At 60.7% G+C, this 23,474-nt stretch carries 23 protein-coding genes and 4 pseudogenes; 11 read left to right on the top strand and 16 right to left on the bottom strand.

The genetic code is table 11. The annotated features are described in order from the left end of the window. Window positions 1-5: 5 nt before the first annotated feature. From J8I87_RS01155 to J8I87_RS01125, 8 genes are all read right to left on the bottom strand, one after another. Window positions 6-185 (bottom strand): hypothetical protein, encoded by a 180-nt coding sequence (locus J8I87_RS01155; protein WP_209929598.1) that lies wholly within the window; start codon window positions 183-185, stop codon window positions 6-8. After that, entirely contained in the window at window positions 182-802 is a 621-nt protein-coding gene (locus J8I87_RS01150; protein ID WP_245253619.1) for a DUF3304 domain-containing protein, read from the bottom strand. Before J8I87_RS01150 ends, J8I87_RS01155 begins: the two co-directional genes overlap by 4 nt. Before the next feature lie 6 nt (window positions 803-808). After that, window positions 809-988, bottom strand: coding sequence for a hypothetical protein (locus J8I87_RS01145; RefSeq protein ID WP_209929597.1), 180 nt, complete (start codon window positions 986-988; stop codon window positions 809-811). A 15-nt stretch (window positions 989-1,003) separates the two neighbouring features. Next, a complete protein-coding gene (locus tag J8I87_RS01140; RefSeq protein ID WP_209929596.1) occupies window positions 1,004-1,621 on the bottom strand; it encodes a DUF3304 domain-containing protein in 618 nt (205 codons plus the stop codon). A 6-nt stretch (window positions 1,622-1,627) separates the two neighbouring features. Next, window positions 1,628-1,807 carry a hypothetical protein gene (locus tag J8I87_RS01135; protein WP_209929595.1) on the bottom strand — a complete coding sequence of 60 codons (180 nt, stop codon included), beginning with the start codon at window positions 1,805-1,807 and terminating at the stop codon, window positions 1,628-1,630. A 93-nt stretch (window positions 1,808-1,900) separates the two neighbouring features. Further along, window positions 1,901-2,203, bottom strand: a complete 303-nt coding sequence (locus J8I87_RS44385) for a DUF3304 domain-containing protein (RefSeq protein WP_280923043.1) — start codon at window positions 2,201-2,203, stop codon at window positions 1,901-1,903. After that, window positions 2,188-2,523, bottom strand: coding sequence for a DUF3304 domain-containing protein (locus J8I87_RS45610; RefSeq protein WP_280923042.1), 336 nt, complete (start codon window positions 2,521-2,523; stop codon window positions 2,188-2,190). The genes J8I87_RS44385 and J8I87_RS45610 overlap by 16 nt, the downstream gene beginning before the upstream one ends. 58 nt (window positions 2,524-2,581) lie before the next feature. After that, the gene (locus J8I87_RS01125; RefSeq protein WP_209929594.1) at window positions 2,582-5,089 is read right to left on the bottom strand and encodes a type VI secretion system Vgr family protein; all 2,508 of its coding nucleotides are present in this window, start codon (window positions 5,087-5,089) and stop codon (window positions 2,582-2,584) included. Window positions 5,090-5,469: 380 nt separating this feature from the next. Here J8I87_RS01125 and J8I87_RS01120 point away from each other — a divergent pair. Further along, a pseudogene (locus J8I87_RS01120) lies at window positions 5,470-6,261 on the top strand (cytosine permease); the annotation flags it as partial. 575 nt (window positions 6,262-6,836) lie between these two features. On the opposite strand, the gene J8I87_RS01115 reads toward J8I87_RS01120, so the two are convergent. Beyond that, on the bottom strand, window positions 6,837-7,895 hold the full coding sequence (locus J8I87_RS01115) for an MBL fold metallo-hydrolase (protein WP_209929593.1): 1,059 nt from the start codon (window positions 7,893-7,895) through the stop codon (window positions 6,837-6,839). Window positions 7,896-8,220: 325 nt separating this feature from the next. On the opposite strand from J8I87_RS01115, the gene J8I87_RS01110 reads away from it, so the two are divergent. Beyond that, window positions 8,221-10,023: an acyl-CoA dehydrogenase gene (locus J8I87_RS01110; RefSeq protein ID WP_209929592.1), complete on the top strand. Its 1,803-nt coding sequence runs from the start codon at window positions 8,221-8,223 to the stop codon at window positions 10,021-10,023. A gap of 101 nt (window positions 10,024-10,124) precedes the next feature. On the opposite strand, the pseudogene J8I87_RS44370 reads toward J8I87_RS01110, so the two are convergent. Beyond that, window positions 10,125-10,226, bottom strand: a pseudogene (locus tag J8I87_RS44370) (acetyl-CoA acetyltransferase); the annotation flags it as partial. 4 nt (window positions 10,227-10,230) lie between these two features. Here J8I87_RS44370 and J8I87_RS01105 point away from each other — a divergent pair. Further along, a pseudogene (locus J8I87_RS01105) lies at window positions 10,231-10,425 on the top strand (electron transfer flavoprotein subunit beta/FixA family protein); the annotation flags it as partial. Next, window positions 10,419-10,550: pseudogene (locus J8I87_RS46205) on the top strand (electron transfer flavoprotein subunit alpha/FixB family protein); the annotation flags it as partial. The pseudogenes J8I87_RS01105 and J8I87_RS46205, both read left to right, overlap by 7 nt. A 197-nt stretch (window positions 10,551-10,747) precedes the next feature. Here J8I87_RS46205 and J8I87_RS01095 read toward each other — a convergent pair. The 6 genes from J8I87_RS01095 to J8I87_RS01070 all read right to left on the bottom strand — a co-directional run bounded on the left by J8I87_RS01095 (window position 10,748) and on the right by J8I87_RS01070 (window position 15,098). Beyond that, entirely contained in the window at window positions 10,748-11,086 is a 339-nt protein-coding gene (locus J8I87_RS01095) for a type II toxin-antitoxin system RelE/ParE family toxin (protein WP_209929591.1), read from the bottom strand. After that, complete coding sequence (locus J8I87_RS01090) at window positions 11,086-11,370, bottom strand: type II toxin-antitoxin system Phd/YefM family antitoxin (RefSeq protein ID WP_209929590.1); 285 nt, start codon at window positions 11,368-11,370, stop codon at window positions 11,086-11,088. The genes J8I87_RS01095 and J8I87_RS01090 overlap by 1 nt, the downstream gene beginning before the upstream one ends. A 159-nt stretch (window positions 11,371-11,529) precedes the next feature. Continuing rightward, window positions 11,530-12,837: a C4-dicarboxylate transporter DctA gene (gene dctA, locus J8I87_RS01085; protein WP_209929589.1), complete on the bottom strand. Its 1,308-nt coding sequence runs from the start codon at window positions 12,835-12,837 to the stop codon at window positions 11,530-11,532. Continuing rightward, on the bottom strand, window positions 12,834-13,802 hold the full coding sequence (locus tag J8I87_RS01080) for a LysR family transcriptional regulator (protein WP_209929704.1): 969 nt from the start codon (window positions 13,800-13,802) through the stop codon (window positions 12,834-12,836). Before J8I87_RS01080 ends, dctA begins: the two co-directional genes overlap by 4 nt. A gap of 220 nt (window positions 13,803-14,022) precedes the next feature. Next, window positions 14,023-14,811, bottom strand: a complete 789-nt coding sequence (locus J8I87_RS01075) for a hypothetical protein (RefSeq protein ID WP_209929588.1) — start codon at window positions 14,809-14,811, stop codon at window positions 14,023-14,025. Next, entirely contained in the window at window positions 14,808-15,098 is a 291-nt protein-coding gene (locus J8I87_RS01070; protein WP_209929714.1) for a hypothetical protein, read from the bottom strand. Before J8I87_RS01070 ends, J8I87_RS01075 begins: the two co-directional genes overlap by 4 nt. A 291-nt stretch (window positions 15,099-15,389) precedes the next feature. On the opposite strand from J8I87_RS01070, the gene J8I87_RS01065 reads away from it, so the two are divergent. The 7 genes from J8I87_RS01065 to J8I87_RS01035 all read left to right on the top strand — a co-directional run bounded on the left by J8I87_RS01065 (window position 15,390) and on the right by J8I87_RS01035 (window position 23,432). Beyond that, on the top strand, window positions 15,390-16,334 hold the full coding sequence (locus J8I87_RS01065) for a metallophosphoesterase (RefSeq protein ID WP_209929703.1): 945 nt from the start codon (window positions 15,390-15,392) through the stop codon (window positions 16,332-16,334). Between the two features lie 35 nt (window positions 16,335-16,369). Continuing rightward, window positions 16,370-16,717, top strand: coding sequence for a cupredoxin family copper-binding protein (locus tag J8I87_RS01060; RefSeq protein ID WP_209929587.1), 348 nt, complete (start codon window positions 16,370-16,372; stop codon window positions 16,715-16,717). Window positions 16,718-17,377: 660 nt separating this feature from the next. Next, window positions 17,378-18,028, top strand: coding sequence for a cytochrome c3 family protein (locus tag J8I87_RS01055; RefSeq protein ID WP_209929586.1), 651 nt, complete (start codon window positions 17,378-17,380; stop codon window positions 18,026-18,028). Window positions 18,029-18,032: 4 nt separating this feature from the next. Next, the gene (locus tag J8I87_RS01050; RefSeq protein WP_209929585.1) at window positions 18,033-20,897 is read left to right on the top strand and encodes a 4Fe-4S dicluster domain-containing protein; all 2,865 of its coding nucleotides are present in this window, start codon (window positions 18,033-18,035) and stop codon (window positions 20,895-20,897) included. Next, the gene (gene nrfD, locus J8I87_RS01045) at window positions 20,894-22,279 is read left to right on the top strand and encodes an NrfD/PsrC family molybdoenzyme membrane anchor subunit (protein ID WP_209929584.1); all 1,386 of its coding nucleotides are present in this window, start codon (window positions 20,894-20,896) and stop codon (window positions 22,277-22,279) included. The genes J8I87_RS01050 and nrfD overlap by 4 nt, the downstream gene beginning before the upstream one ends. Beyond that, window positions 22,276-22,809: a DUF3341 domain-containing protein gene (locus J8I87_RS01040; RefSeq protein WP_209929583.1), complete on the top strand. Its 534-nt coding sequence runs from the start codon at window positions 22,276-22,278 to the stop codon at window positions 22,807-22,809. The genes nrfD and J8I87_RS01040 overlap by 4 nt, the downstream gene beginning before the upstream one ends. Next, a complete protein-coding gene (locus tag J8I87_RS01035; RefSeq protein WP_209929582.1) occupies window positions 22,806-23,432 on the top strand; it encodes a c-type cytochrome in 627 nt (208 codons plus the stop codon). Before J8I87_RS01040 ends, J8I87_RS01035 begins: the two co-directional genes overlap by 4 nt. The last annotated feature ends 42 nt before the right edge of the window (window positions 23,433-23,474 follow it).

Genomic DNA, 23,474 nt, shown 5'->3' with positions numbered 1-23,474 from the left:
ATTGCTTACCTCCAGACCACGTTGCTGTTGTTCGTGCCATCGAAGAAGAGGCTGATGTGCAACGTCTGCTGGCATGAGCGGGTTTCGTCGTGCATCCGCAGTGCGCCATCGTGGAAAGCGTCATCGCTTTCCGATCTCTGCACGCGCCCGCCGTCGGGGATCGGGTCCGGCCACTGAATACTCATTGCATTCCTCCCTTGCGGTACAGCCGGTTCCATTCATCATCGAGTAGGCCCTGCGCGATATACGGATCATTGTCGGGAGGGCGATTGTTGGCGTTATTTCCACCATCATGGTTGCCGTCAGCGATCATGATGCGCACCCTGTCTCCGGGCAGAAAGATGCCCCACACCTTGAACGCATTCCTTCCGTCGTACTGCGCGATCCGCACGTTCTCGGCCTTGTACCAGTATCCCGGAGTCTTGCCGTCGCTCTTCTTGTCCACCAACCAGCGCACCGTGAACTTCAGGTCCGGCTGCCATTCAAGTGGAAAAGACATGCAGCAGACCTCCTTGCCGCCACCGGAAGGCTTGTTGCTGCCCTTTTCCATCGGCCAGACATTCGGACCACCACCATCAATATCGCTGCCCTTCGGTCCCGTGATCGCAAAGGAGTGGATATACCAGGGCGTATAGTTCAGTGCTGAAACACCACCGCTCAGCAGTTCAACATGACGCAGCACGTCAACCGTGGTCGCCGCATCCGGATGAACACCCGAACATCCGGCCAGTGACATGCATGCCGACAGCAGCAGGGTCCTGAGCGGACTGAATCTCCGTGAGTTGACGAATTTCCAGATCAAGATTGCTTACCTCCAGACCACGTCGTTGTTGTTTGCGCCATCGAAGAAGAGGCTGATGTGCAATGTCTGCTGGCATGAGCGGGTTTCGTCGTGCATCCGCAGTGCGCCATCGTGGAAAGCGTCATCGCTTTCCGCTATCTGCGCGCGCCCGCCGTCGGGCATCGGGTCTGGCCACTGAATACTCACTCCAGTCCTCCTTCTCTAGTCGTGTGCAGGCGGATACAGCCTGTTCCATTCTTCATCGAGTACACCCTGCGCGATATAAGGATCGTTGTCGGCCGGACGGTTGTTGACGTTATTTCCACCATCGTGATCACCGTCCGGGACCATGACACGCACCCGGTCGCCGGGCAGAAAGATGCCCCACACTGCGCCAGCATTTTTTCCGTCATACTGCGCGATCCGCACGTTCTCGGCCTTGTACCAGTAGCCGAATACCTTGCCGTCCGGTTTCTTTTTCTCCACCAGCCAGCGTACCGTCAGCTTCAGGTCCGGCTGCCATTCGACGGGGTAAGTCATGCAGCAGACTTCTGCTCCTCCTCCCGATGGTCTGCCGTTCTGCTTGATTGGCCAGACGTTCGGCCCACCGCCACTGATACCGCTGCCCTTCGGTCCCGTGATCGCGAAGGTATGGATATACCACGGGGTATAGTTCAGCGCCGAGACGCCATCACTTCCTAGTTCGACATGACGTGGCACCTCGACCGTGGTCGCTGCATCCGAATGAACACCCGAACACCCGGCCAGTGATATGCACGCCGACAGGAGCAGGCTCCTGAGCGGACTGAATCTCCGCGAGTTGACGAATTTCCAGATCAAGATTGCTTACCTCCAGACCACGTTGCTGTTGTTCGTGCCATCGAAGAAGAGGCTGATATGCAGCGTCCGCTGGCATGAGCGGGCTTCGTCGTGCATCCGCAGCACGCCATCGCGGAACGCATCATCGCTTTCCGATAGCTGCACGCGCCCGCCGTCGGGCACCTGTTCGGGCCGCTGAATACTCATTGCATTCCTCCCTTGCGGTACAGCCGGTTCCATTCATCATCGAGTAGGCCTTGCGCAATGTATGGATCGTCGTCGGGAGGACGGTGGTTGACGTTATTTCCACTGTGCAGGCGGATACAGCCTGTTCCATTCGTCATCGAGTACACCTTGCGTGATATACGGATCGTTGTCGGGAGGCCGATTGTTGGCGTTGTTGCCGCCATCGTGATTGCCGTCCGTGATCATGATGCGCACCCGGTCTCCGGGCAGAAAGATGCCCCACACCTTGAATGCATTTCTTCCGTCGTACTGCGCGATCCGCACGTTCTTGGCCTTGTACCAGTAGCCGAATACCTTGCCATCCGGCTTCTTCTTCTCCACCAGCCAGCGCACCGTCAGCTTCAGGTCAGCTGCCATTCAAGTGGAAAAGACATGCAGCAGACCTCCTTGCCGCCACCGGAAGGCTTGTTGCTGCCCTTTTCCATCGGCCAGACATTCGGACCACCACCATCAATATCGCTGCCCTTCGGTCCCGTGATGGCAAAGGTATGGATATACCAGGGCGTATAGTTCAGTGCTGAAACACCACCGCTCAGCAGTTCAACATGACGCGGCACATCAACCGTGGTCGCCGCATCCGAGTGAACACCGGAACATCCGGCCAGTGATATGCACGCTGACAGCAGCAGGCTCCTGAGCGGACTGAATGCCCGGCAGCACATGAAGTTATTGTTCAAAGCTGATCGCCTCCAGTTTCTAAACGTCATTGCAATTCCCATTGCGGGTCCATCCGTGTCACCGGATTAGCAGCGCGGAGCCGCTTCTTGCCGCTTTGAGCAGACATTCGACACAGATTCCCTTGGGAGAAAGATCGGCAGGCATACTCTTCGGTCCCGGCAGCGCGTGCGATGAAGCAAACGCGGCGAACTTGCCAGGCGTATAAATCTGCGCACCCGCGTCGTCCAGGACAAACCGGCTTTTGCCGCCCTGAAGTTCCAGCTTCTCGACGCCTGTGATCTGGATGACCTTGCTCAGTACCTTGATCGACTTTGCCGACTCAAGGCTGATGGAACTGTTGAGCGCATGGAGAATGACGTCGCCCATGGCGGCCGACAGCTTGATGTGGGTGCGCTGTGCGTACAGGCGGATCGTGTCGCGGACACTGGCAAACAGGCTCCCGCCGCTCGCAATCGCGACGTGCCCCTCGGTTGTCACCGCGGTCTGCTGGGCGGCAATGTGGACCGTTGCCGGCGAGACGATCTCGATGCCCGCCTTGCCGTCCATCACGAGATGCGGTTCGGACAGCTGGGGAAACTCGGTGCCCGAAACACCGCGAATCTGATCGTTTTGCGCCTGGATCGTGCCGGCAATGTCGAACTGGTGTCCGGTTGGGTCCTGTGCTTCGCTTTCCTGCGCACTTTGTGCCAGTGCCTGGTGAATGACGTGCGCGTCATCCAGACGTGCGACAGTTTCACCAAGGTCCTTCGCAAGCGCAGAAGCGCCAGCGCGCGCTTGCGTCGTCACCACAAGGCCCCGATTTGCCCGCAGCACGCCATGCGCGTCCGTGGCCAGTTCGAAGCCTTCGCCGCGCGCCTGGTCGCGTCCCTTGCGGCCATCGATGCGCGTGTTGTAGCCGAGCACGAGTCGCGACTGTGTGTGATCACTCGCGACCTGCACCTGCAGTTTGCCGGGTGTATCGTCCGTCAGCACATGGTTGGCGTCCCGGCCGTCAAGGTTCTGGCTGCGCAGGCCCGTGAGCGCGAGGTTATCGGGCAGCTTCCACGGCGGCTGGTTGAACTGGTTGGCCTTGCTTGCTGACACGAACGGTTTGTCGGGGTTGCCCTCGTAGTAGCTGACCGTCACTTCGTCGCCGATGCGCGGAATCGCGATAAAGCCATAACCGTTGCCTTGCCACGGCGACGCCACACGCAGCCAGCAGCTCGAGTTCAGGTCAGGCTCGTTGCGCCGGTCCCAGACGAAATGAGCTTTTATGCGCGCATACCCATCGGGCCATACAGTGTGATCGTCGTGGCTGGTCACGACAGCCGTTTCGGAATGGGCGCGGGGCTTCTTCTTCGGCCTGTTCTTGAAGAACGTGTTCGCCGGTTGCAGCACGAAATCCGTCACGCACTGATAGGTCGCCTCGCCGCCCGCCCGCTGCGTCTCCAGCCCGTTATTGCGGATATCAAGCGTGGTCGAAACAACGAGATATTCCGCGTTGACCGAGTTCTCCGGATGATCAACCAGAAACAATGTCTTGCCAGTCGAAAGCCCGCGCAGGTTCCCCGTGCCCTTCAGGCGCTGGCGGCGGCAGCGCATCGCATCCAGCCGCACATTCGCCAGATTCCTGGCCTCCTTCCGGTAGTCGTTCGGCGTGGAGGAGAGGCCCTGCGCGCCGGCGAGCGGCTGCGAATAATCGCCCCACTGGTAATGGGCAGCCTGCTCGACCGGATGGCCGCTGTTGTAGCTTTCGGCTGTGAACATCGCGCGCGAGCGCGTGTAATCGTAATCCGCCAAATCGACCTGGCCGGTCGTGATCGTGCGCGACACTTCCAGGCGGTGAATGTGTTCCTCGTCGATGCGTCCGCCGTCCGGCGCGTGATACCGGACTTCATCGTACATGTTGCCGTGACTGTGATGTCCGCCCGGTGAATCGCAAAGGACCAGCGTACTGCCTTCGTAGAAGTAGTAGAGCCCCCATTCGCGCCATAGCAAGGTTAGAAATTCAAAATCCGAGCACCAGAACTGGCGGACATAGTCGCGTACCGGATAATCATTGTCGAAGCCTGGCGCGCCAAGCCGGTGCTCGACCACGACGTTGTAAGCGGCCAGCACTTCCTCGGTGATCTCGACGACGTTCTTGTTCTGGAAAATCCGGTTCTCGACGGTCTTTTTCGTGAGCCACAGGCTGGGGCGCACGATGAACCGGTAGTACATGTGCCGGTCATCGCTGCCGGTTAGCTGTACGCTGGTAATCACGCCAGTGATCGTGCGCGTGCCCGCGCCGATGTTGCCCGCACCGGTATCCCCCGGCATGCCAGGTGTGAATGTGCCGCGCCCCTCGAACTCGACCGTGATGTCGATCACTGCGCCGATGAGCTTGTCAGGCTTGATCATCTCGCGCGCCTGCCAGACGCGCAGCGTCGGCGAGTCGATGGTCGTCAGGTCCAGTTCGTACCGGTACAGCTTGCCGAGCGCTTCCGTGCCCTTCAGCCGCACGGGCGCGAGCACTTCGTCATTGCCCCAGGTAGGGAAGGCGACACAACTGACTGACAAGGTACGGGCGTGCAGTGGCTTGAACATTGACGCGCCCATGTCAGCCTCGCATAAGGATTGCGCCGCACGCCGTTACAGCATCGATGCAGGCAACGCACCGGCCACGGTGGTGCAGTTTTCTTTTGTAAGGGAGGGACGCACACAGCCGCGCGACCTCCCGGCCCTCTATATATTTCATGATTTTCTTACCGTTGCTTAGTTATGCTACGTATCGACCGCGCACTTGACCAGAAAACCGGGCCATGTGCAATCGGAAGAATTTGAAAATCGAAGTGAGCGTGTAAAACAATGCTGTTAGCATTAAAACGGCCCGCGTGAGGCGGGCCGAAAATGACCGCATAGTCCGAGGGAACAGGTCGTTGCGGTCATGTCACGCAATCGTTCAGGTCACTGACCTCGGCACTTAGAATTGCAATGGTACACGGCTAGGACCGCGGCAGATTCGCAACGAATCGGTGCTGCTACGCCCTTACAACATGGCGACCCGCGCCGCACCGTTTGATTCGTTGCAGATCGCGGATCTCGGTGACGTGGCGACCAATCCCTACAATCTGGCGACGCTCGGGATCGAAAGCCACTCAATAGACTACATTCCCGAAAGCGAGCGGCATGGCAAATTGCGCAGTCAGGGACCATTCTGGTTTCTCGGGAGTTTCCATTTCTTCACGATCTCGATTGGCTTTGTTGGCCCGAGCATGGGATTGTCGGCCGCATGGACGGCGCTCGCCGGTACGCTAGGCATCATGTTGGGCACGATTTTCATGGCATTTCACGGCTCGCAGGGGCCAGAAATGGGTCTGCCGCAGATGATTCAATCGCGCGCGCAGTTCGGCTATCGCGGTGTTTTGTACTTCCTCGTGCCTTGGACCGCGGTGAACCTGGTCGACTACTTCTTTGTCCGCAAAGGCCGCTACGCGATCCCGCATTTCTTCACGCCCGACGGAATTTATGGAAGATGGCAGGCACGCGGGATCGCCGCCTATATTGCAGGCTTTGTTTCGATGATTCCGTTTTTCAACATCGTTGATACGGTGGCCGATAAGGATATTTTTGTCGGGTACTTCGCGCGTTTGTTGAACGGGATCGACATTGCCTGGCTCGTCGGGCTGATCGTGTCGGGAACGGTGTACTTCGTGCTCAGCCGCTCGCTTGATTTGCGCGCTGAGGAACGAGTGATATCCAGCATCAAGGAGCTTTGAGAGCGGACATTGCGGTTGCTGCGGGCAAGCGCTGGACGGCGCAGTCTGACGATCAGATCAAGACGTCGCTGGTGCCGCGCTTGCTGTGCTGCTGCGGCGCGAGGGTGTGATCCAGAACCACAAACGGACGGAACGGCTGTGTCGTGAGGAAGGCCTGTCCCTTTGCATGAAGCGCCACGGGGACGAGAGCACGCGTACGCACGCAGGGCGTAATACCTGTCGATCAGTTCGTCACAGCAGCCATCATGTCCAGGATGGAAAGCCGCCTGCGGCAGCCGGTGAAGACTCAAACGCAACTAACACTCTGTCCCCGCTGGCCACCGCGAAGACGGCGACGCGTGCCGCCAACGCGAGTCTGGTTTCTACCCGGCGATCTTGAATAGCAACAACGACCGGCGCCGGAGCGCCAGGACAGCCAGAAGGACGTGAGCATTGCCGGTCAGACGGTCATCAACACGATCACGACGTACAAAAAATAAAACCCGGTCGCCTGATCACGTGTGCGATTCGCAGACATCGTTTCAACTGATTCGGGACGCAGGTGTCGTCGCCTTGACGCGGACTAAGTCGATCGTTTAGACAGCCCGATACCAGGCCACGCCGTCGTCGTCCTCGTGAACCGTGACAAGCCCGCGGTTTACGAGGTAGTTCAGATGCGCGAGGCTTTCTCCCGTGGCCAGTCCGTAGTTCGATGCGTCCTTGGATTCGATAGCGCGGCCAAAGAGCGTGCTGAAGGTATCGATTGCGCGCCGGGGTTTGCCAAGCGCCGCATACAGGCGCTCGATCGCGCGCCGATGGCTGGCCGCAAGCTGTGCGAGCCGCGCGTGCAAACCGACGAACGGCTCGTTGTGCGCGGGCAGCACGAGAACGTCGTTGGGTACGCGCTTGCCGATCTCGTCGAGCGATGTGAGCCATTCCGCGAGCGGGTCCGCGTCGGGCTCGCTGGGCAGCACGGACAGATTGGATGAGATGCGCGGCAGCACCTGGTCCCCGGAGACGAAAAGTTTGAGCGACGGGCAGTGCAGGCAGGCGTGTTCGGGCGTATGTCCCGCACCCACGATCACTTCCCAGTCGCGCCCGCCAATCGCGATCACGTCGCGATCGCGGATGCGCCGGTAGCCGCCCGGCAGCGGGGAGATCAGGCGGCCAAAAGTGCCGAAACGCTGCCGATAGGCTTCGAGCGTGGCGTCGTCCCAGCCGGCTCGGCGGTAGAACGCAATTGCATCGTCCGGCGCCGGGTGGCCGGTGTCCCCCGCCAGCATCCGACATTGGAGGTATTCCGTGCGCGTCATCCACAGGCGGCGGCGATGTTCGCGCGTGAGCCAGCCTGCCATGCCCACATGATCTGGATGCAGGTGTGTGACGATCACGCGTGTCACGCCTTTGGCGAGTGGCCCATTCAACAGTGTGCGCCATGCGTCAATGGTGTCGTCGTCGCCGAGGCCCGTGTCGATCAACGCGTGACCCTCGGCTTCCTCGATTGCCCAGACGTTGATGTGCGCGAGCGAAACAGGCAGCGCAAGACGCATCCAGCGCACGCCCGGCGCGATTTCGCGCGCCTCACCGCGCGTCGGCGGCGTGCCGCATGGGTAGGTAAGCACGCGGCCTGCGTCCCGGCGGTTCGCTTCAGTCATCGCTGCCGTCCCTTTTTTTGAATGGGTTGATGTCGCACATGTTCAACTTGTATCGCGCTTCATCGATCTTTTCCCCCGCCATTCAGAGGGGGGCGGGTGGCGCGATAACGGCGTTCACGACGAAGTTGCATCCCCTCTCCACAGGAAGGGGGCGTTGCGGCGCGGCGTCTGCTTGAATCGAGGGCCGGGCGGGTTGGCGGAACGCGCGCATACGAAGCGTCGCCGTCCGTCAGATCGAATTCGCTGCGCAACGTGCATGGGCTCGTCTGAACGAGCCGGCCGCCGGCGACCGCCTCACCCCGAGCATTTGTGGAAGGACAAGACAATGAGCTATAGCGCGCCGATCAAGGACATGTTGTTCGTCATCAATGAACTGGCCGGTCTCGCCGACGTGGCGCGGTTGCCGGGCTTCGCGGAAGCCACGCCCGAAACAGTGGCATCCGTGCTGGACGAAGCCGGCAAGTTGTGCCGCGAGGTGTGGGCGCCGCTGAACGTCGTCGGCGACGGGCAGCCGGCGCAGTGGCATGATGGCCGCGTCATCGCGACGCCGGGCTTCGATGACGCGTTCCGTCAGTTCGTCGAGGGCGGCTGGCAGGGGCTCACGCATCCCGTCGAATATGGCGGGCAGGGCTTGCCGAAGCTCGTCAGCGCGCCGTGCCTCGAAATGCGGAAGGCGGCAAACCTGTCGCTCGCGACTTGTCCGTCGCTAACCGACGGCGCAATCGAAGCGTTGCTGATGGCGGGCAGCAGCGAACAGAAGCAGCGCTATCTGCCGCGTCTGATTTCGGGCGAATGGTCCGGCACGATGAACCTGACGGAGCCGCAGGCGGGGTCCGACCTGGGCTTGCTGCGCACGCGCGCCGAACGTCAGGCCGATGGCACATATCGGATCTTCGGCACGAAGATTTTTATTTCGTGGGGCGAGCACGACCTGAGCGGCAACATCGTGCATCTGGTGCTCGCGCGCACGCCCGATGCACCCGAAGGCGTGAAGGGCATTTCGCTGTTCCTCGTGCCGAAGTTCCTCGTCAATGACGACGGCTCGCTCGGCGCACGCAACGACGTCCAGTGCGTTTCGATCGAACACAAGATGGGACTCAAGGGCAGCCCGACTGCGGTGCTGCAATATGGCGACTCTGGAGGCGCGATCGGAGAGCTGATCGGTGAGGAGAACCGCGGGCTCGAGTACATGTTCGTGATGATGGTCGCAGCACGGTTCGCGGTAGGCATGCAAGGCATCGCGGTGGCCGAGCGCGCTTACCAGAAGGCGCGCGCGTATGCGAAGGAACGCGTACAGAGCCGCCCGGTCGATGGCTCCACGCCGCAAGCGGTGGCGATCGTCCATCACCCGGACGTGCGCCGCATGCTCGGCACGATGCGCGCGATGATCGAGTCGTCGCGCGCGCTTGCGTATGTCGCGGCCGCCCATGCGGACCATGCGCATCGACACCCGGACGGCGCGGCGCGCGCCGCACACCATGCGCTGTATGAGTTCATGGTGCCCGTCATCAAGGGTTGGAGCACGGAGATGTCGGTGGATGTCGCGAGCCTCGGCGTGCAGATTCATGGGGGCATGGGCTTCATCGAGGAGATGGGCGCTGCGCAGTTCTATCGCGACGCGCGGATACTACCGATCTACGAAGGCACGACGGCGATCCAGGGCAACGACCTCATCGGCCGTAAGACCGTACGCGATGGCGGCGCGGTCGCGCAGCGGCTGATGGGCGAGATCGGCCAGGTCGTGCAGGCGCTGAAGGCGAGTGCCGCATTCGCGGAGAACCCGGCGTTCCACGCGATGCACAAGCAGCTCGCGGCGGCCAACCAGTCGTTCGCGAACGCGGTCGCGTTCATGCTCGGGCACGCGAAAAAGGATCCGAACGCCGCATATCTGGGCGGCGTACCCTATCTGAAGCTCGTCGGCATCGTGCTGGGCGGCTGGCAGATGGCGCGCGCGTTGCTCGCGTCGCAGCGGCTGCTACACGAAGACACCGCATTCCACGGCGCGAAGATTGCCACCGCGCATCACTATGCGACGCACATCCTGCCGCAGGCTGCGGCGCTCGAAGCGGCGATCGTCAGCGCGCGCGGCGGAGAGGGCGTGCTGGCAATGACCGAGGACCAGTTCTGAGCGATGCCGGAATGAGCCAATGAAAACGGGGCCGCGCGGGCCCCGTTTTCATTCATGCGCGTGCGACGGCCGGTATGCGATGGGCCGCGCGGGCCGCTTGAAAGCACTTCGAAGAGCGCGGCCGCGCCCTGGCCACCGCCGATGCACATCGTCACGACGGCGTACTTGACACCGCGGCGCCTGACTTCGATCAGCACATGGCCGGCCGTGAAGATGCCGATGAACCCGTTCGACGAGATCGCGATTGAGGAAGCGGTGCGGTTGAAGGAAGCGGGTGTGACGACGGAAGTGATCGCCGGGTCGTGCGGCGTCACGCAATGTCAGGAAACGCTGCGTGCGGCGCTGGCGATAGGTGCGGATCGGGCTGTGCTGGTTGAAACTGCAACCGGATTGAAGCCTTTGTGAAGGACTCGAAGGTGGTCGTCGCGATCAACAACGATGAAGAAGCGCCGATATTCAGCGTCGCGGACTATGGTCTGTTAGGCGATCTGTTTTCAGTGGTGCCGGAGTTCGTGCCCGCTGTTTGACGTGGCGAGGTCCGCTGGCAGAGGCAATACAGTTGGCAGGAGAAGCTGTTGAAAAACCGGGAAAGATCGCTGCGCAAAGTCGTCGAGTCGTGGCTGGGTTCGGAGTCGGCAAAGCGTATTCGCGTGACACGCTTTAGCCATACGCGCCGCAAGCTGTGGCGCTACTTCCCGTGTTGCGCACGGTACCTCTTGGTGGCTTACATCAGCCGGAGCACGATTCTTTGGAGAAGGGCTTGCAGATCGCGTCGCGTGTCGACGACGAGGTGAATGTAAACGGTGTCGTCCCGCACCTGATAGATGATTCGATTCTTGCCGGAAAGAGCCTGTCGAAATTTGTCCTCGACGAAGCCCTCAAGCTCGGCAGGCACATGACCGCTCTCGGGAAACTGGCGAATGTGCGTGATGGTTTCCTGAATCTGCGCTGACGTCTGACGCCACGTCTCCCACCCGAATGCGCGGACAATGTAACTTCTCAATTCGTCGAGGCCGATTCGGGCGGTCGGCAGGATGCGGTACTTCAACAGCGGGGTTTGCATCAGCGGAGCTTTTCGTGTCGGTCGAGTTCGTTAAGCTCCGCAAAAAATTCGTCGCCGTCGACGTGGTCTGCACGCTCGATCTGTTTTTGGCCGATGGCCAGGATCTTCAGAAGGGCGAGTGTCTGTTGCGTGGCTTCATAGGTCCGCACATCCTGAACGACGAGTTTTGCTTCGCCGTTCTGCGTGATGATGAGCGGCTCGCCGGAGTCGGTCAGGTCTTTGACGATTTGTGCCGCTTCGCTTTTGAGGTAGCTGATTGGCTTCACGTGATCGGCGATATGCATCAGATGCTCCGTTGCAGGTCAAACAAGACCAAATATAGACCATTATCGGTCCGCAGACAACGGTAGTCGGACGGTGATGTGAAAGCCAGAAAGCGCACAGCGCAGCCCACTATTAGGGTCACAAGCTGCGCGCGGCAGGTCACGAGGTTCGCTCTTCCTTCACCGCAGGGTATCTGTCGAGGCATCATCGACACCGCCCGCGCGGCCTGGCTCGGCCACCCTCAGCATCTGCGCGAGACGTGCGCGATCGCACGCGCCTTCCCACATCGAAACGAAGATCACCGCGCAGGCGTTGCTGATCACGCTCGTCAGCGCGCGCGCCTCGGACATGAAGCGGTCGATGCCCACCAGAAGCGCCACCCCGGCGACGGGCAGATCCGGAATCACCGTGAGCGTCGCGACGAGCGCGACCAGCCCGCTGCCGGACACGCCAGCCGCGCCCTTGGAAGTGAGCAACATGACGGCGAGCATCGTCGCGATCTGCGGCGCGGAAAGCGGCACATCGCACGCCTGCGCGATGAACAGCGAGGCGAGCGTCAGATAGATCGCGGTGCCGTCCAGATTGAACGAATAGCCCGCGGGCAGCACGAGCCCCACAACGCCCTTGTCACAACCGAGCGCCTCCAGCTTCACGATCAGGCGCGGCAGTACCGGTTCCGTCGACGATGTCGCGAGGACGATGAGCAATTCCTCGCGCATGTAGCGCAAGAGACGCCAAAGCGCAAAACCGTGCAGCCGTGCGAGCGGCGCGAGCACCAGTGCAACGAACAACAGGCATGCCACGTAGAAGGACGCCATCAGCATGCCGAGCGAGCCGACCGAGCGGATGCCGAATCGGCCCACCGTAAAAGCCATCGCACCGAATGCTCCGAGCGGAGCGAGCCGCATGATCATCGCGAGGACGCGAAAGAGCACCTGGGCGACGCTGTCGATGAGCGCCAGCACTGGCCGGCCAGCCTGCGAAGACGCATTCAGCGAAAAGCCGAAGAGCAGCGATAGCAGCAATACCGGAAGCACCTCGCCCTTGTCGAAGGCGCCGAGCATCGTTTCCGGGATCACGCTCAGCCCGAACTCCACAAATCCGCTTGCCGGCGTGTGCTTCGTATATTGCGCGAGGATGCTCGAATCCAGGTGATGCACGTCGATGTGCATGGCGGCGCCGGGTCGCAGCACGAGCGCGGTGACGAGTCCGAGCGCAAGCGCAATGGCCGTCAGGAGATAGAAGAGCGCCAGCGCCTGGATGATCGTGCGTCCGATGGCCTTACCGCTCGCAAGCGACGTGATGCCCGAGACGATCGTGCAGAAGACGATAGGCGCAATCATCATCCGCACGAGCCCGACGAACGCATCGCTGAGCGGCTTGAGCAGAGCGCCTGCTGGCGGCCAGAAGTGGCCGAGCGCCATCCCGGACACCATGGCCAGCAGGACCTGCACATAGAGCAAACGAAGCGGTCTTGCCAATTTCACAATGCCTTCTTCCTTCTTGTCTTCGCTGTCGCCGTCACATTATTGCCCGCGGCATCACTGCTTGCGACGCCGGCGCGCTTCGTTTCGATGATCGCCCGGTGAAACTCCTGTGCAGCCGGTGTGAGCGGCCGTCCGCGTCGTCTTACGATTCCCACGCGTCGTTTCACCACGGGTTCGACGAGCGGCACGCTCGTGAGGACTGGGTGGTCATGTCCGGGCATTGCCATCGACGGCACCGCGGCGACGCCGAGCCCCGCTTCGATCAACCCGAGCATGGTCGTGACGTGTCGTGTCTCGCAGACGCTCGGCGCACGTGGCGCCACGGCCGAGAGCGCCTGATCGAGCAACAGGCGGTTACCGGAAGTCTTGTCCACCGAGACGTACTCGTACTCGTAAAGCTCGTTCCAGGTCACGCGCTTCTTGCGAGCGAGGGGATGGTCGCGGCGGCAGGCAGCAACAAACCGCTCCTGCAGCAGCACTTTGAACTCGATCTCGGACTCCTGGCTGCCCATAAAGCTCACGCCGAAATCAGCCTCGCCGCTGATGACGGCGCCAAGCACCTCGTTCGCGCTCGAATCGAGCAGCCTGACCCGGATGCGCGGAAACCGGCGATGATAGCTCGCGATGACGTTCGGCAGAAAGTAGTACGCCACCGAAGGCACGCACGCGATGGTCACATGACCGAGGCGGCTCGACGAAACATCGCGGATGCCGAGCAGCGCGACGTCGAGATCATCGAGCAGTTGCTCGGCGCTCGGCGCAAACACGCGGCCGACGGTGGTGAGCGTGACGCTGCGCGTAGTGCGCTCGAAGAGACGCACGCCGAGCGCTTCCTCGAGCTTGTCGATCCGACGACTCAATGCCGGCTGGGAAATGCTCACCGCCTCGGCGGCCTTTCGGAAGCTTCCCAGCTCCACCACCGCGCGAAACGCCTGCAAGTCATTCAAGTCGAAGTTAACGCCCACGGCCAGCCTCCACGTCTTGGATGCCGAGTATTTTGCATGATTTAGCCGAGCGCCCCTCCACCCAAACGACGTTCGTCTCCGCAGGCCTCGATGGGTGTGCCGCCGGCGTGAAGTGCGACGGACTGGTTTCACATAGATGGTGTTGCAAAAGTCGCCCGTGGCTCGGAATGTTCGGTATCCTGGAAGACATCGATCGACGGGACAAAACTCATCACCACGGCTAGCCCGTCTGCCGCTGCCGTCGCCGCTCGAGTCCATTGCGTAATTGGCCAGCGATAAATGCGCCGACGACCAGACAGAGATAGAGTGCGACGAGATTATGACGCCATGCATCAAGTGCGAATTGATGCGTGACCAGCTTCGGGTCGGGGGCGCGGAGTGAGGCACTCGTCGTTTCGACGGCTCGCATCATCCGGATGAAGCCTCCCGCGGACAGCAGCGGCAACAGGCCAGCTGCCGCAAGCAGCCCGAGTTTCATGCGCTGCGCCAGCGGATAGTGGCGCAACCGGAACCATAGTCCCAGACATCCATGTACCCAGCCAGGGGCGAGCAGCGCAAGTTGCAGCCCTTGCGTTCCGCTCGTTAGCAGCATGCTGACGACGTGCTCATAATCAGGCTCGAAGCCGTAGAGCGTGGAGGCCAGTCGGGTGGTCACCGCGTGGCGTATGAGCAGCAGCGGCAGGCTGAGGCCTGCCCAAAGGCGGATCCATTCGGCGGCCGGCAATACCCAGTGGCGGCGGCGGTATATCGTGTGCAACGCGAGGGAAAAATGCAGCGAAGCCGCGCCGTACAGCGCGATGGTTCCAGGCGTGCTGCGCCAGAGTCGCAGCGCCACCAGAAGACCGCGCCCGGCGAGTTCCAGCGACCAGATGCCAAGGGCATGATTGGTGAGGTGCAAAAAGAGGTAGGTTAGCAGCACCACGCCCGAGCCGAACTGAAGCCGGCGCAGGACGGCTTGCAGCGAAGCTTCGGACGGCCAAAAGGGCGGAATGATCGCCGAGCCTTTCATTTCGGGTTCCGGTGCGTGTTGCGCGACGAGTGTCTCGCAGGGGCAGACATCGTGTCCGTTGACCCCACATGCGCGCTACGGCGCCAGCGTCGTCGGCCGGGCTGGCTGGCTGCCGCTGACGGGCGCGGCGTGCCGTCACTTTGGTTCACGGCGGACTGAGACAGCGCTTCGGCGAATCGCTGCAACGCCGACATTGAACCGCACACGCTCTGGTATTCCTCACGGCCGATCCTGCCATCGAGGATGACTGTCAATCCCGATGCTCGGGCCATGTCGATGATGTTCATTTCGCTTCTCCAAATCGTGTCTCCTGCCTGCAAGACGTTGCATAGGCATCAGTTATTCCCTGACGCGTTCGAGGCAGATGAGACCAGGCAAGGTAGCGGGGCGGCGTTCTTCACGAGCAGATGAGGCCAGAGAAGCGCTGAAAGGAAAAAGCAGGCGATCAAACGCCGGACGTGGGAATCGGGATCAGGGAATAAATCGAACGACGTGGTGGTTTAGCGCTTGAACCCACGCGGGGTAGTCCACTTGATTGACGGGTGGTCTACCTCTTGAACCCCAGTCGAGAGGACATCATGTCATCTGATATTCCTTCCAATCCATCGCGCCGCAATGCATTGAGATGCCTCGCCTACGGTGGCGCAGGCACCCTGTTCATGCTGGCCGGCGGCGTTCTCACACCAATGGAGCTAGCCTCCGCCGCCAGCATGATCGACAAGTCGGCGGCCTCGGGCGTCCCATTGTTCCTGCAGATCAGCGACACGCACATCGGGTTCAACAAGGAAGCCAATCCGGATGTCGCGGGTACGCTCAAGCAGACGATCGACTTCGTCAACGCAATGCCGGTCAAGCCCGCGCTGACGATTCACACGGGCGATATCACGCATCTGTCGAAAGCATCGGAGTTCGATCTCGCGGCCCAATTGCTGTCGGGACTGAAGATCACCGAATTGCACACTGTGCCCGGAGAGCATGACGTGACAGACGGGCCAGGAACGGAATACTTCAAGCGCTTCGGCGCTGCGTCGGACAACAAGGGGTACTACAGCTTTGACCACAACGGTGTGCACTTCGTTGGACTCGTCAATGTGATGCATTTCAAGCCCAACGGCCTTGGAGGCCTTGGCGACGAGCAGCTCGAATGGCTGGAAAACGATCTGAAGGGGCGCTCGTCGAGCACGCCGATCGTCGTCTTTGCACACATGCCAATGTGGACCATTTACGAACCATGGGGATGGGGCACCGGCGATGCGGGCAGAGCGATGGACTATCTGAAACGGTTCGGCTCGGTCAGCGTCCTGAATGGACACATCCATCAGATCGTGTCCAAGGTGGAAGGGAATATTACTTTCCATACCGCACGATCGACCGCCTATCCGCAGCCGACGGCCGGTAATGGCCCAGGACCGATGCCGCTGACGGTTCCCAGCGATCAGCTCACAAAGATGCTTGGTGTCACCAGCATCAAGGTCTCGCAGCATCCGCTCAAGGCAACGCTTTCCGATAAGACGCTCGTTTGATCCCAGACGTCATTCACTTACAACGGATTCACATCATGCTATCCAGTCTCTTCAATCGCACGTTTGTGACCTCCATCGGCAGAGCAATTCTCATTGCGGCGTTGGCGTCGGGGTTCATGACTGCGCAAGCGCAGGACGCCGATTCGGTCGTGATCAAGAATTTCATGTTTTCGCCGATGTCGCTCACGGTCAAAGCAGGCTCGACCGTGACCTGGAAAAATCTCGACGGTGAACCGCATACGGTGGTCAACGATGCCGGCATCTTCCATTCCGCCGCGCTCGATGAAAACGACACGTATCAGTTCAAGTTCGACAAACCGGGTGTCTATAAGGTCTTTTGCGGCATACACCCGAACATGAAGGCGACCATCACGGTGCAGTAGGGAGTGAAGGAAGTGTGTGTGGCCCGGAGGCGTCCGGGCTATCTGCATTCATTCGACAATCCAATGTCAAAGCCAGGCTCAAATGTCGTAGCGCTGGCTATTTGCAGATGTCGCGTTCTTGACCCCCGGTTTGGGACTCGTCCGATTACTGAATAAGCCGACGAGCGTAGCGATGTCTCCGTTACATTGATCCGACTCGGCGCAACGTGGGCCGGGTCCGGTAGCTGCGTTTCAATGCCTTCCAGGCAGGTTTCAGTTTCAGCGCGGCGCGATTACAAATGATTGACAGGGCACTGAGCCGCATTGGCATCACGATGCGAAGCGCAACCTGAGTGCTAGTCGGTTTCCCGTCGATGATTGGCAAAGAAAGCATGGTCGTGGAGCGCAATCCATTTTCTCGCGGCGCTCACGAAGGTGTGCAACTGGATCGACTGTTAAATGTACCGGTACTGATTGTAAGAACGACAGCGGAACGGCTTCAGAAACGCGTAAAACGAAAACGTCGCAGGCGCGTGGTTGCCGTGAGACTGCACCTGAGCACTGCACACTTTCGAACGCCTTCATACCGCGCTTGAAGTCTTGTCACGCCTGGCGCTGGCATCGCATTTGCACAACTAGCCCGGCAAAGCAGTCAGACTTCAGCGGATGGCGTGTGCTTCCATGGCGCAAGCGTTCAGTCAGTCAACGGTTCTTGCCATCAAGCTGTTTTCCATGGCGGCGTTTCTGTGTGTGGTTGCCGCCATCACCGCTGCGCGCTGGTACGCTGAACCCGACGCCAAGACGGGAGAGCCTGTCGAGCAGCCGATCCCTTTCAGCCATAAGCATCACGTCGGCGATGACGGTATCGACTGCCGTTATTGCCATACATCGGTTGAAAAGTCCGCGTTCGCTGGCATGCCATCCACCCAGATCTGTCTGACTTGTCATTCGCAGTTGTTCACCGATTCGCCGGTACTCGCCCCCTTGCATGCCAGTATGGACACCAATACGCCTGTTCGCTGGAATCGCGTGCATGACCTGCCGGATTTTGTGTATTTCGATCACAGCATTCATGTCAACAAGGGCGTCGCGTGTATCGAGTGCCACGGCCGGATCGACGAAATGCCGCTGACAGCGCGCGTGGCCTCGCTCGACATGCAGTGGTGTCTGCAGTGTCATCGCAATGCGCCGCGGCACATCCGGCCACTCGCCGACGTGTTCACAATGAGTGACGCCCGGCCGTTGTCGCAGCAGGAGATCGGGCAGTTGAATCGGCTCTTTCATCTGCAGGACACGCGGCGGCTAACCGATTGCTCGACCTGTCATCGTTAAGCCCATGCGCCATCGTCCTTTCATTCCGATCGTGTCGGCCAGCGACGAGGCGACGAGTCCTGAGCGCCGAGCCTTCCTCAAGATCATGGCGGCCTCGCTCGCGATGGCTGGCGCGAGTTGCAGCGGACCGCCGCAGGAAGAGATCGTGCCGTATGTGCGAATGCCGGAAATGATGGTGCCCGGCAAGCCGCTGTATTACGCGACCAGCTTCATCCACGGCGGTTACGCGCAAGGCGTGCTGGTAGAAAGCGAGATGGGGCGCCCGACGAAAGTGGAAGGCAACCCCGGGCATCCCGCGAGTCTCGGCGCAACGGGCATCTTCGCGCAGGCGTCGGTGCTGCAGCTTTGGGACCCTGATCGTTCGCAGACGGTGCAGCGCGGCGACACGCTGTCGACGTGGGAGGCGTTCAAGCCAGCCTTGCTGTCGCAACGCACGCAATGGGAAGCGAATGGCGGGGCAGGTCTTCGCATCTTGACGGGGACCACCACGTCGCCGACGTTGGCCGACCAGATCGCCGGCTTGGTGACGCGTTATCCGCAGGCGCGCTGGCATTGTCATGATCCGCTGCACGACGACGCCGGCTTCGATGCGGCGAAGCTCGCGTTCGGGGCGCCTGCCGACATGCTGTACCGCTTCGATCGTGCTGCCGTCATCGTCAGCGTCGACGCCGACCCCTTCGTCGACTGGCCCGGAGGCATACGTTACGCACGCGATTTCCTGCACAACCGACGTAACGATTCACCGCAATTCGACAAACGGCTCTATGCGCTCGAAGCGAGCCCGCAATTGCTTGGCGCACTGGCTGACAATCGCCTTTCGCTGCCTCCGCACGAGATCGAAAGGACGATATGGCGAATCGCTTCCCGACTCGGTATCGCCAGTGGTGACCTGTCCGCCATTCCGCCTGCGGCTGACCAGCGGGCCGCCAAGTGGGAAGAGGTGCTGGCAAAGCGGCTGCTCGCGCATCGCGGCCGGTCGGTTATCGTGGCGGGTGGCAGCATCTCGCCACGCACGCGGGCGCTAGCGCATCGGATGAACGAGCACTTGGGCAATCTCGGCGAAACGATTGTGCCGATCGCACCCGTCGAGGCACAGCCTCAAAACCACGCCGAGTCGCTTGCCACACTCGTCAACGACATTCACTCGGGCGCGGTGACTTCGCTAGTGATGCTTGACGTCAATCCCGTCTACGATGCGCCGCCGGATATCGATTTCGAGGGCGCCCTGACCAAGCTGCCGTTCTCCGTGCACCTCGGCCTTTACCGCGATGAAACGGCGCATGCCGCCACGTGGCACTTGCCAGCCACGCATGGGTTCGAGCAATGGAGCGATGGCCGCGCATTCGACGGCACGGCTTCCATCGTGCAGCCCGTCATTGCGCCGCTTTACCGCGGCCATTCGGCGCATGAGTTGTTGGCTCTCTTGACCGACGGCGACGAGCAAGCCGGATACGCTTTGGTTCGCCGTCACTGGCAGAGCAAGCAACAAGAAGGGAACTTCGAACCCTTTTGGCAGGCGGCACTAAGGCAAGGCCTGATTGCCGGCAGCGCCAGCCCGCCCGTCACGCTGAGCCCTCTGCCCGAGTTGCCGCCACAGCCAGATTTCAACGGGCCCGCGCTTCGCGCGTTGTTTGTCGCCGATCCGTCGGTTCGTGGCGGCGAATTCGCCAACAACAGCTGGCTGCAGGAACTGCCGCGTCCGTTCAGCACGATGACGTGGGACAACGCGGCATTGCTCGGCGAACGCACCGCGCAGGACTTAGGCGTGCGCAGTGGCGACGTGCTGCGCTTGTCGCTCGAACATGAACCGGACCGCGTGATCGAGGCACCCGTATGGGTATGGTCCGCTCACACGGAAGGCGCGATCACGCTGCCGCTCGGTTACGGCAGGTGGGCCGCCGGTCATGTCGGCAATGGCGTGGGCTTCGATGCATACCGCCTTAGGGTCTTGCGAGGCCCGCACGCGTTAAAGGCGGAAAAGACTGGACGCCAGGTTGCGTTCGCCACCACGCAGAACCATCAGCAGATGGAAGGGCGCGAGATCGTGCGAATGGCGACGCTCGACGAATATCGCCGAAACGCACACTTCGCCAATGACGAACCGCGCAAGCGCACGCCAGAGATGTCAATGTATCCCGAGTGGCAATACAAGGATTACAAATGGGGCATGGCGATCGACCTCAACGCCTGTATCGGCTGTCGCGCCTGCACGATTGCCTGTCAGGCCGAGAACAACATCCCCGTGGTCGGCAAAGAAGAGGTCGCGCGCGGACGCGAAATGCACTGGATTCGCGTCGACCGCTATGACGTCGGGCCGGCTTCCCGTTCGCGCAGCGCCTTCCAGCCCGTACCTTGCATGCATTGCGAAACAGCGCCTTGCGAGGAAGTGTGCCCGGTCGGTGCCACGGTGCACGACAGCGAAGGCCTCAATGTGCAGGTCTATAACCGTTGTGTGGGTACGCGTTTCTGTTCGAACAACTGTCCTTATAAAGTACGGCGCTTCAACTTCCTGCAGTACTCGAATACGGCAATCGACCGCCCGAGGCCCGCCTTCAACCCCGAAGTGACAGTGCGGCGCAGGGGCGTCATGGAGAAATGCACATACTGTCTGCAGCGCATCACGCGGGGGCGCATCGAGGCAGAAAAGCTCGGACGTCGTTTGCGCGACGGCGAGGTCGTGACCGCGTGCCAGGCAGTATGCCCAACGGAAGCGATCGCTTTTGGCGACCTCAACGATCCGACGAGCAACGTCAATCGAGCCAAAGCGTCGTCATTGGACTACGCGTTGCTGGCCGAACTGAACACGCGGCCACGCACCACCTATGCGGCGCTCGTCCTGAATCCCGATGACGAATTGGAGCAGGCATGAACCCGGCCTCAGAGCAGCCGCCCGTCTCGAAAGATAGCGAGGTTTTGCGTGCTGGGTGGGGCTACGCGAGCGTCAGCGACAAGATCGCCAACCTGGTGCTCAAGCGTCGCGTCCACTGGGGTTGGCTAGCCGCGTTTCTGGCGACGTTCGCCGGTACGCTGATGTTCTTCGGCGCGATCACATGGCTGTTCATCGTCGGTGTCGGCATCTGGGGTGTCAACATTCCGGTGGCGTGGGGATTTGCCATCGGCAACTTCGTCTGGTGGATCGGGATTGGTCATGCCGGCACCTTCATCTCGGCTTTCCTGCTGCTGCTGCGACAAAAGTGGCGCACGTCGATCAACCGCTTCGCGGAGGCGATGACGCTGTTCGCGGCCAGTATCGCGGGGCTCTTTCCCATATTGCACCTTGGACGGCCGTGGTTTTTCTACTGGCTCATCCCCTATCCCAACGTGATGAATGTATGGCCGCAATGGCGTAGCCCTTTGGTGTGGGACATCTTCGCCATCGGTACTTATCTGATCGTGTCACTGGTCTTCTGGTATGTCGGACTGATTCCCGATCTGGGCACGCTGCGTGACCGGGCGTGCGCTTCCGGCAGGCGCTTCGCGACGTTTGCCTATGGCCTGCTCGCACTAGGCTGGCGTGGCGAGGCACGGCATTGGGCCCGTTATGAGAGTGCATATCTGTTGCTGGCGGGGCTCGCAACGCCGCTCGTGATTTCGGTGCATTCGGTGGTCTCGCTGGACTTCGCGATAGGCAACACGCCCGGCTACCACTCCACCATCTTCCCGCCATATTTTGTGGCCGGCGCACTGTTCTCCGGCTTTGCGATGGTACTTACGCTCGCGATTCCACTGCGCCATTTTTTCGGGCTTGAGGATTTCATCACGCAACGCCATCTGGCGAACGCAGCGAAAGTGATGCTGGCCACCAGCTTGATCGTCGTCTATGGCTACGGATCGGAGATTTTTACGGCCTTTTACGGCGGCGATCCTTTCGAGCAATACATGACGACCAATCGTTGGTTTGGTCCCTATTCGCCCGTCTACTGGTCAATGATGTTTTGCAATGTCGCGGTGCCGCAGCTTCTATGGTTCCGTCGCGTGCGCCATAGCGTGTTGACCCTGTTTGCGATCAGCCTTGTGATCAACGTCGGTATGTGGATGGAGCGATTTCTGATCGTAGTCTCCAGTCTGCATCGCGACTTCATGCCTTCGGCCTGGGGACTGTTTGTGCCGACGGTCTGGGACTGGTTGACCCTGTTCGGATCCATTGCCTTTTTCGCCTGGCTGTTTCTGCTGTTCATCCGCTTTCTACCGGTCATTTCGATCGCCGAGATGCGCGAACTCGTCCATGAAAGCGCGGAGGGAAAAGCATGAGCAACAGCATCTACGGACTGCTCGCGGAATTCCGTACCAGCGAAGCTTTGCTCGAAGCGGCCAGGTGCGCGCGAGAAGATGGCTTTCGCTACATCGAGGCCTATTCCCCATACGCGGTGGAAGGCATTGCCGAGGCGGTGGGCTTCAGCACGAGCAAGGTGCCGCTCATCACGCTGATCGGGGGTATCGTGGGCGCGGTGAGTGGCTATTTTCTGCAATGGTATTCGGCGGTAATCGACTATCCGATCAACGTGGGTGGACGACCTTTGCACAGCTGGCCTTCGTTCATCGTGCCGACATTCGAGCTTACGATCCTGGGCGCTGCGCTCGCGGCGGTGTTCGGCATGCTGGTGGCCAATGGCTTGCCGCGTCTGACCCATCCGATTTTCAATGCGCCTGATTTCGAACAAGCCACCCGCAACCGGTTTTTTCTGTGCCTGACGGCGCGCGACCCGCGTTTCGATATCGAGCGCAGCAGACGCTTTCTGGAAGGTTTGCAACCGATGTCGGTAGTCGAGGTGCCGCGATGAAACAGCTGGCGGGGATCTTGTTGTCCTGCTGTGTGGCCGCCTCGCTGAGCGGATGCGAGAAGGCCAGGCAGGATATGTACGACCAGCCCAAATACAAGCCGCTTTCGCGAAGCGAGCTATTCCCTGACGGCAATTCATCGCGGCCGTTGCCGCCAGATAGCATGCCTTACTCGAAGGGACCGTTCGCCGGCACGTCGAGCGGTCGCAAGGGCACCGATGCGGTGAGCAAAGACATTGCGGCCGGGACTGCGCAATCGAATCCGTATCCGGTGACGATGCAGCTTTTATTGCGTGGCAGACAGCGATTTGAAATCTATTGCATGCCTTGTCATAGCGCGGTCGGTGACGGCGACGGTTTCATCGCTCGACGGGGTTTTCCTCATCCGCCGTCGTATCACGATGAACGCCTCCGTCAGGCGCCCGACCGGCATTTCTTCGACGTCGTCACCAACGGCTATGGCGTGATGTACCCGTACGCCGACCGGGTAGAGGCGCCGGATCGCTGGGCCATCGTCGCGTATATCCGCGCGTTGCAGTTGAGCCAGCATGCCGACGTAACAAAGCTGCCCCCCGAGGTACTCGAGCACCTGAAGGCGACGAAGTCTGGAGGCACTACCCAATGAACCGGTATCTGCCGCTGGTTGCCCTCGCCCTCATTGTCGCCA

Origin of the sequence: Paraburkholderia sp. LEh10 (assembly GCF_017814945.1) — a bacterium.
GTDB lineage: Bacteria > Pseudomonadota > Gammaproteobacteria > Burkholderiales > Burkholderiaceae > Paraburkholderia.
The sequence above is the reverse complement of the archived record's forward strand: the minus strand, read 5'-3'. Positions and strand labels throughout refer to the sequence as shown.

Excerpts from the sequence above, each read along its gene's own strand:
- J8I87_RS01060 (WP_209929587.1), top strand. The coding sequence starts at position 16,370 with ATGCTATCCAGTCTCTTCAATCGCACGTTTGTGACCTCCATCGGCAGA.
- J8I87_RS01070 (WP_209929714.1), bottom strand. The coding sequence starts at position 15,098 with ATGAACATCATCGACATGGCCCGAGCATCGGGATTGACAGTCATCCTC.
- J8I87_RS01075 (WP_209929588.1), bottom strand. The coding sequence starts at position 14,811 with ATGAAAGGCTCGGCGATCATTCCGCCCTTTTGGCCGTCCGAAGCTTCG.
- J8I87_RS01095 (WP_209929591.1), bottom strand. The coding sequence starts at position 11,086 with ATGCAAACCCCGCTGTTGAAGTACCGCATCCTGCCGACCGCCCGAATC.
- J8I87_RS44385 (WP_280923043.1), bottom strand. The coding sequence starts at position 2,203 with ATGGCAGCTGACCTGAAGCTGACGGTGCGCTGGCTGGTGGAGAAGAAG.
- J8I87_RS01050 (WP_209929585.1), top strand. The coding sequence starts at position 18,033 with ATGCGCCATCGTCCTTTCATTCCGATCGTGTCGGCCAGCGACGAGGCG.
- J8I87_RS01040 (WP_209929583.1), top strand. The coding sequence starts at position 22,276 with ATGAGCAACAGCATCTACGGACTGCTCGCGGAATTCCGTACCAGCGAA.
- J8I87_RS01135 (WP_209929595.1), bottom strand. The coding sequence starts at position 1,807 with ATGAGTATTCAGCGGCCCGAACAGGTGCCCGACGGCGGGCGCGTGCAG.
- J8I87_RS01110 (WP_209929592.1), top strand. The coding sequence starts at position 8,221 with ATGAGCTATAGCGCGCCGATCAAGGACATGTTGTTCGTCATCAATGAA.
- J8I87_RS01115 (WP_209929593.1), bottom strand. The coding sequence starts at position 7,895 with ATGACTGAAGCGAACCGCCGGGACGCAGGCCGCGTGCTTACCTACCCA.
- J8I87_RS01090 (WP_209929590.1), bottom strand. The coding sequence starts at position 11,370 with ATGCATATCGCCGATCACGTGAAGCCAATCAGCTACCTCAAAAGCGAA.
- J8I87_RS01035 (WP_209929582.1), top strand. The coding sequence starts at position 22,806 with ATGAAACAGCTGGCGGGGATCTTGTTGTCCTGCTGTGTGGCCGCCTCG.
- J8I87_RS01065 (WP_209929703.1), top strand. The coding sequence starts at position 15,390 with ATGTCATCTGATATTCCTTCCAATCCATCGCGCCGCAATGCATTGAGA.
- nrfD (WP_209929584.1), top strand. The coding sequence starts at position 20,894 with ATGAACCCGGCCTCAGAGCAGCCGCCCGTCTCGAAAGATAGCGAGGTT.
- J8I87_RS01055 (WP_209929586.1), top strand. The coding sequence starts at position 17,378 with ATGGCGCAAGCGTTCAGTCAGTCAACGGTTCTTGCCATCAAGCTGTTT.
- J8I87_RS01125 (WP_209929594.1), bottom strand. The coding sequence starts at position 5,089 with ATGTTCAAGCCACTGCACGCCCGTACCTTGTCAGTCAGTTGTGTCGCC.
- J8I87_RS01155 (WP_209929598.1), bottom strand. The coding sequence starts at position 185 with ATGAGTATTCAGTGGCCGGACCCGATCCCCGACGGCGGGCGCGTGCAG.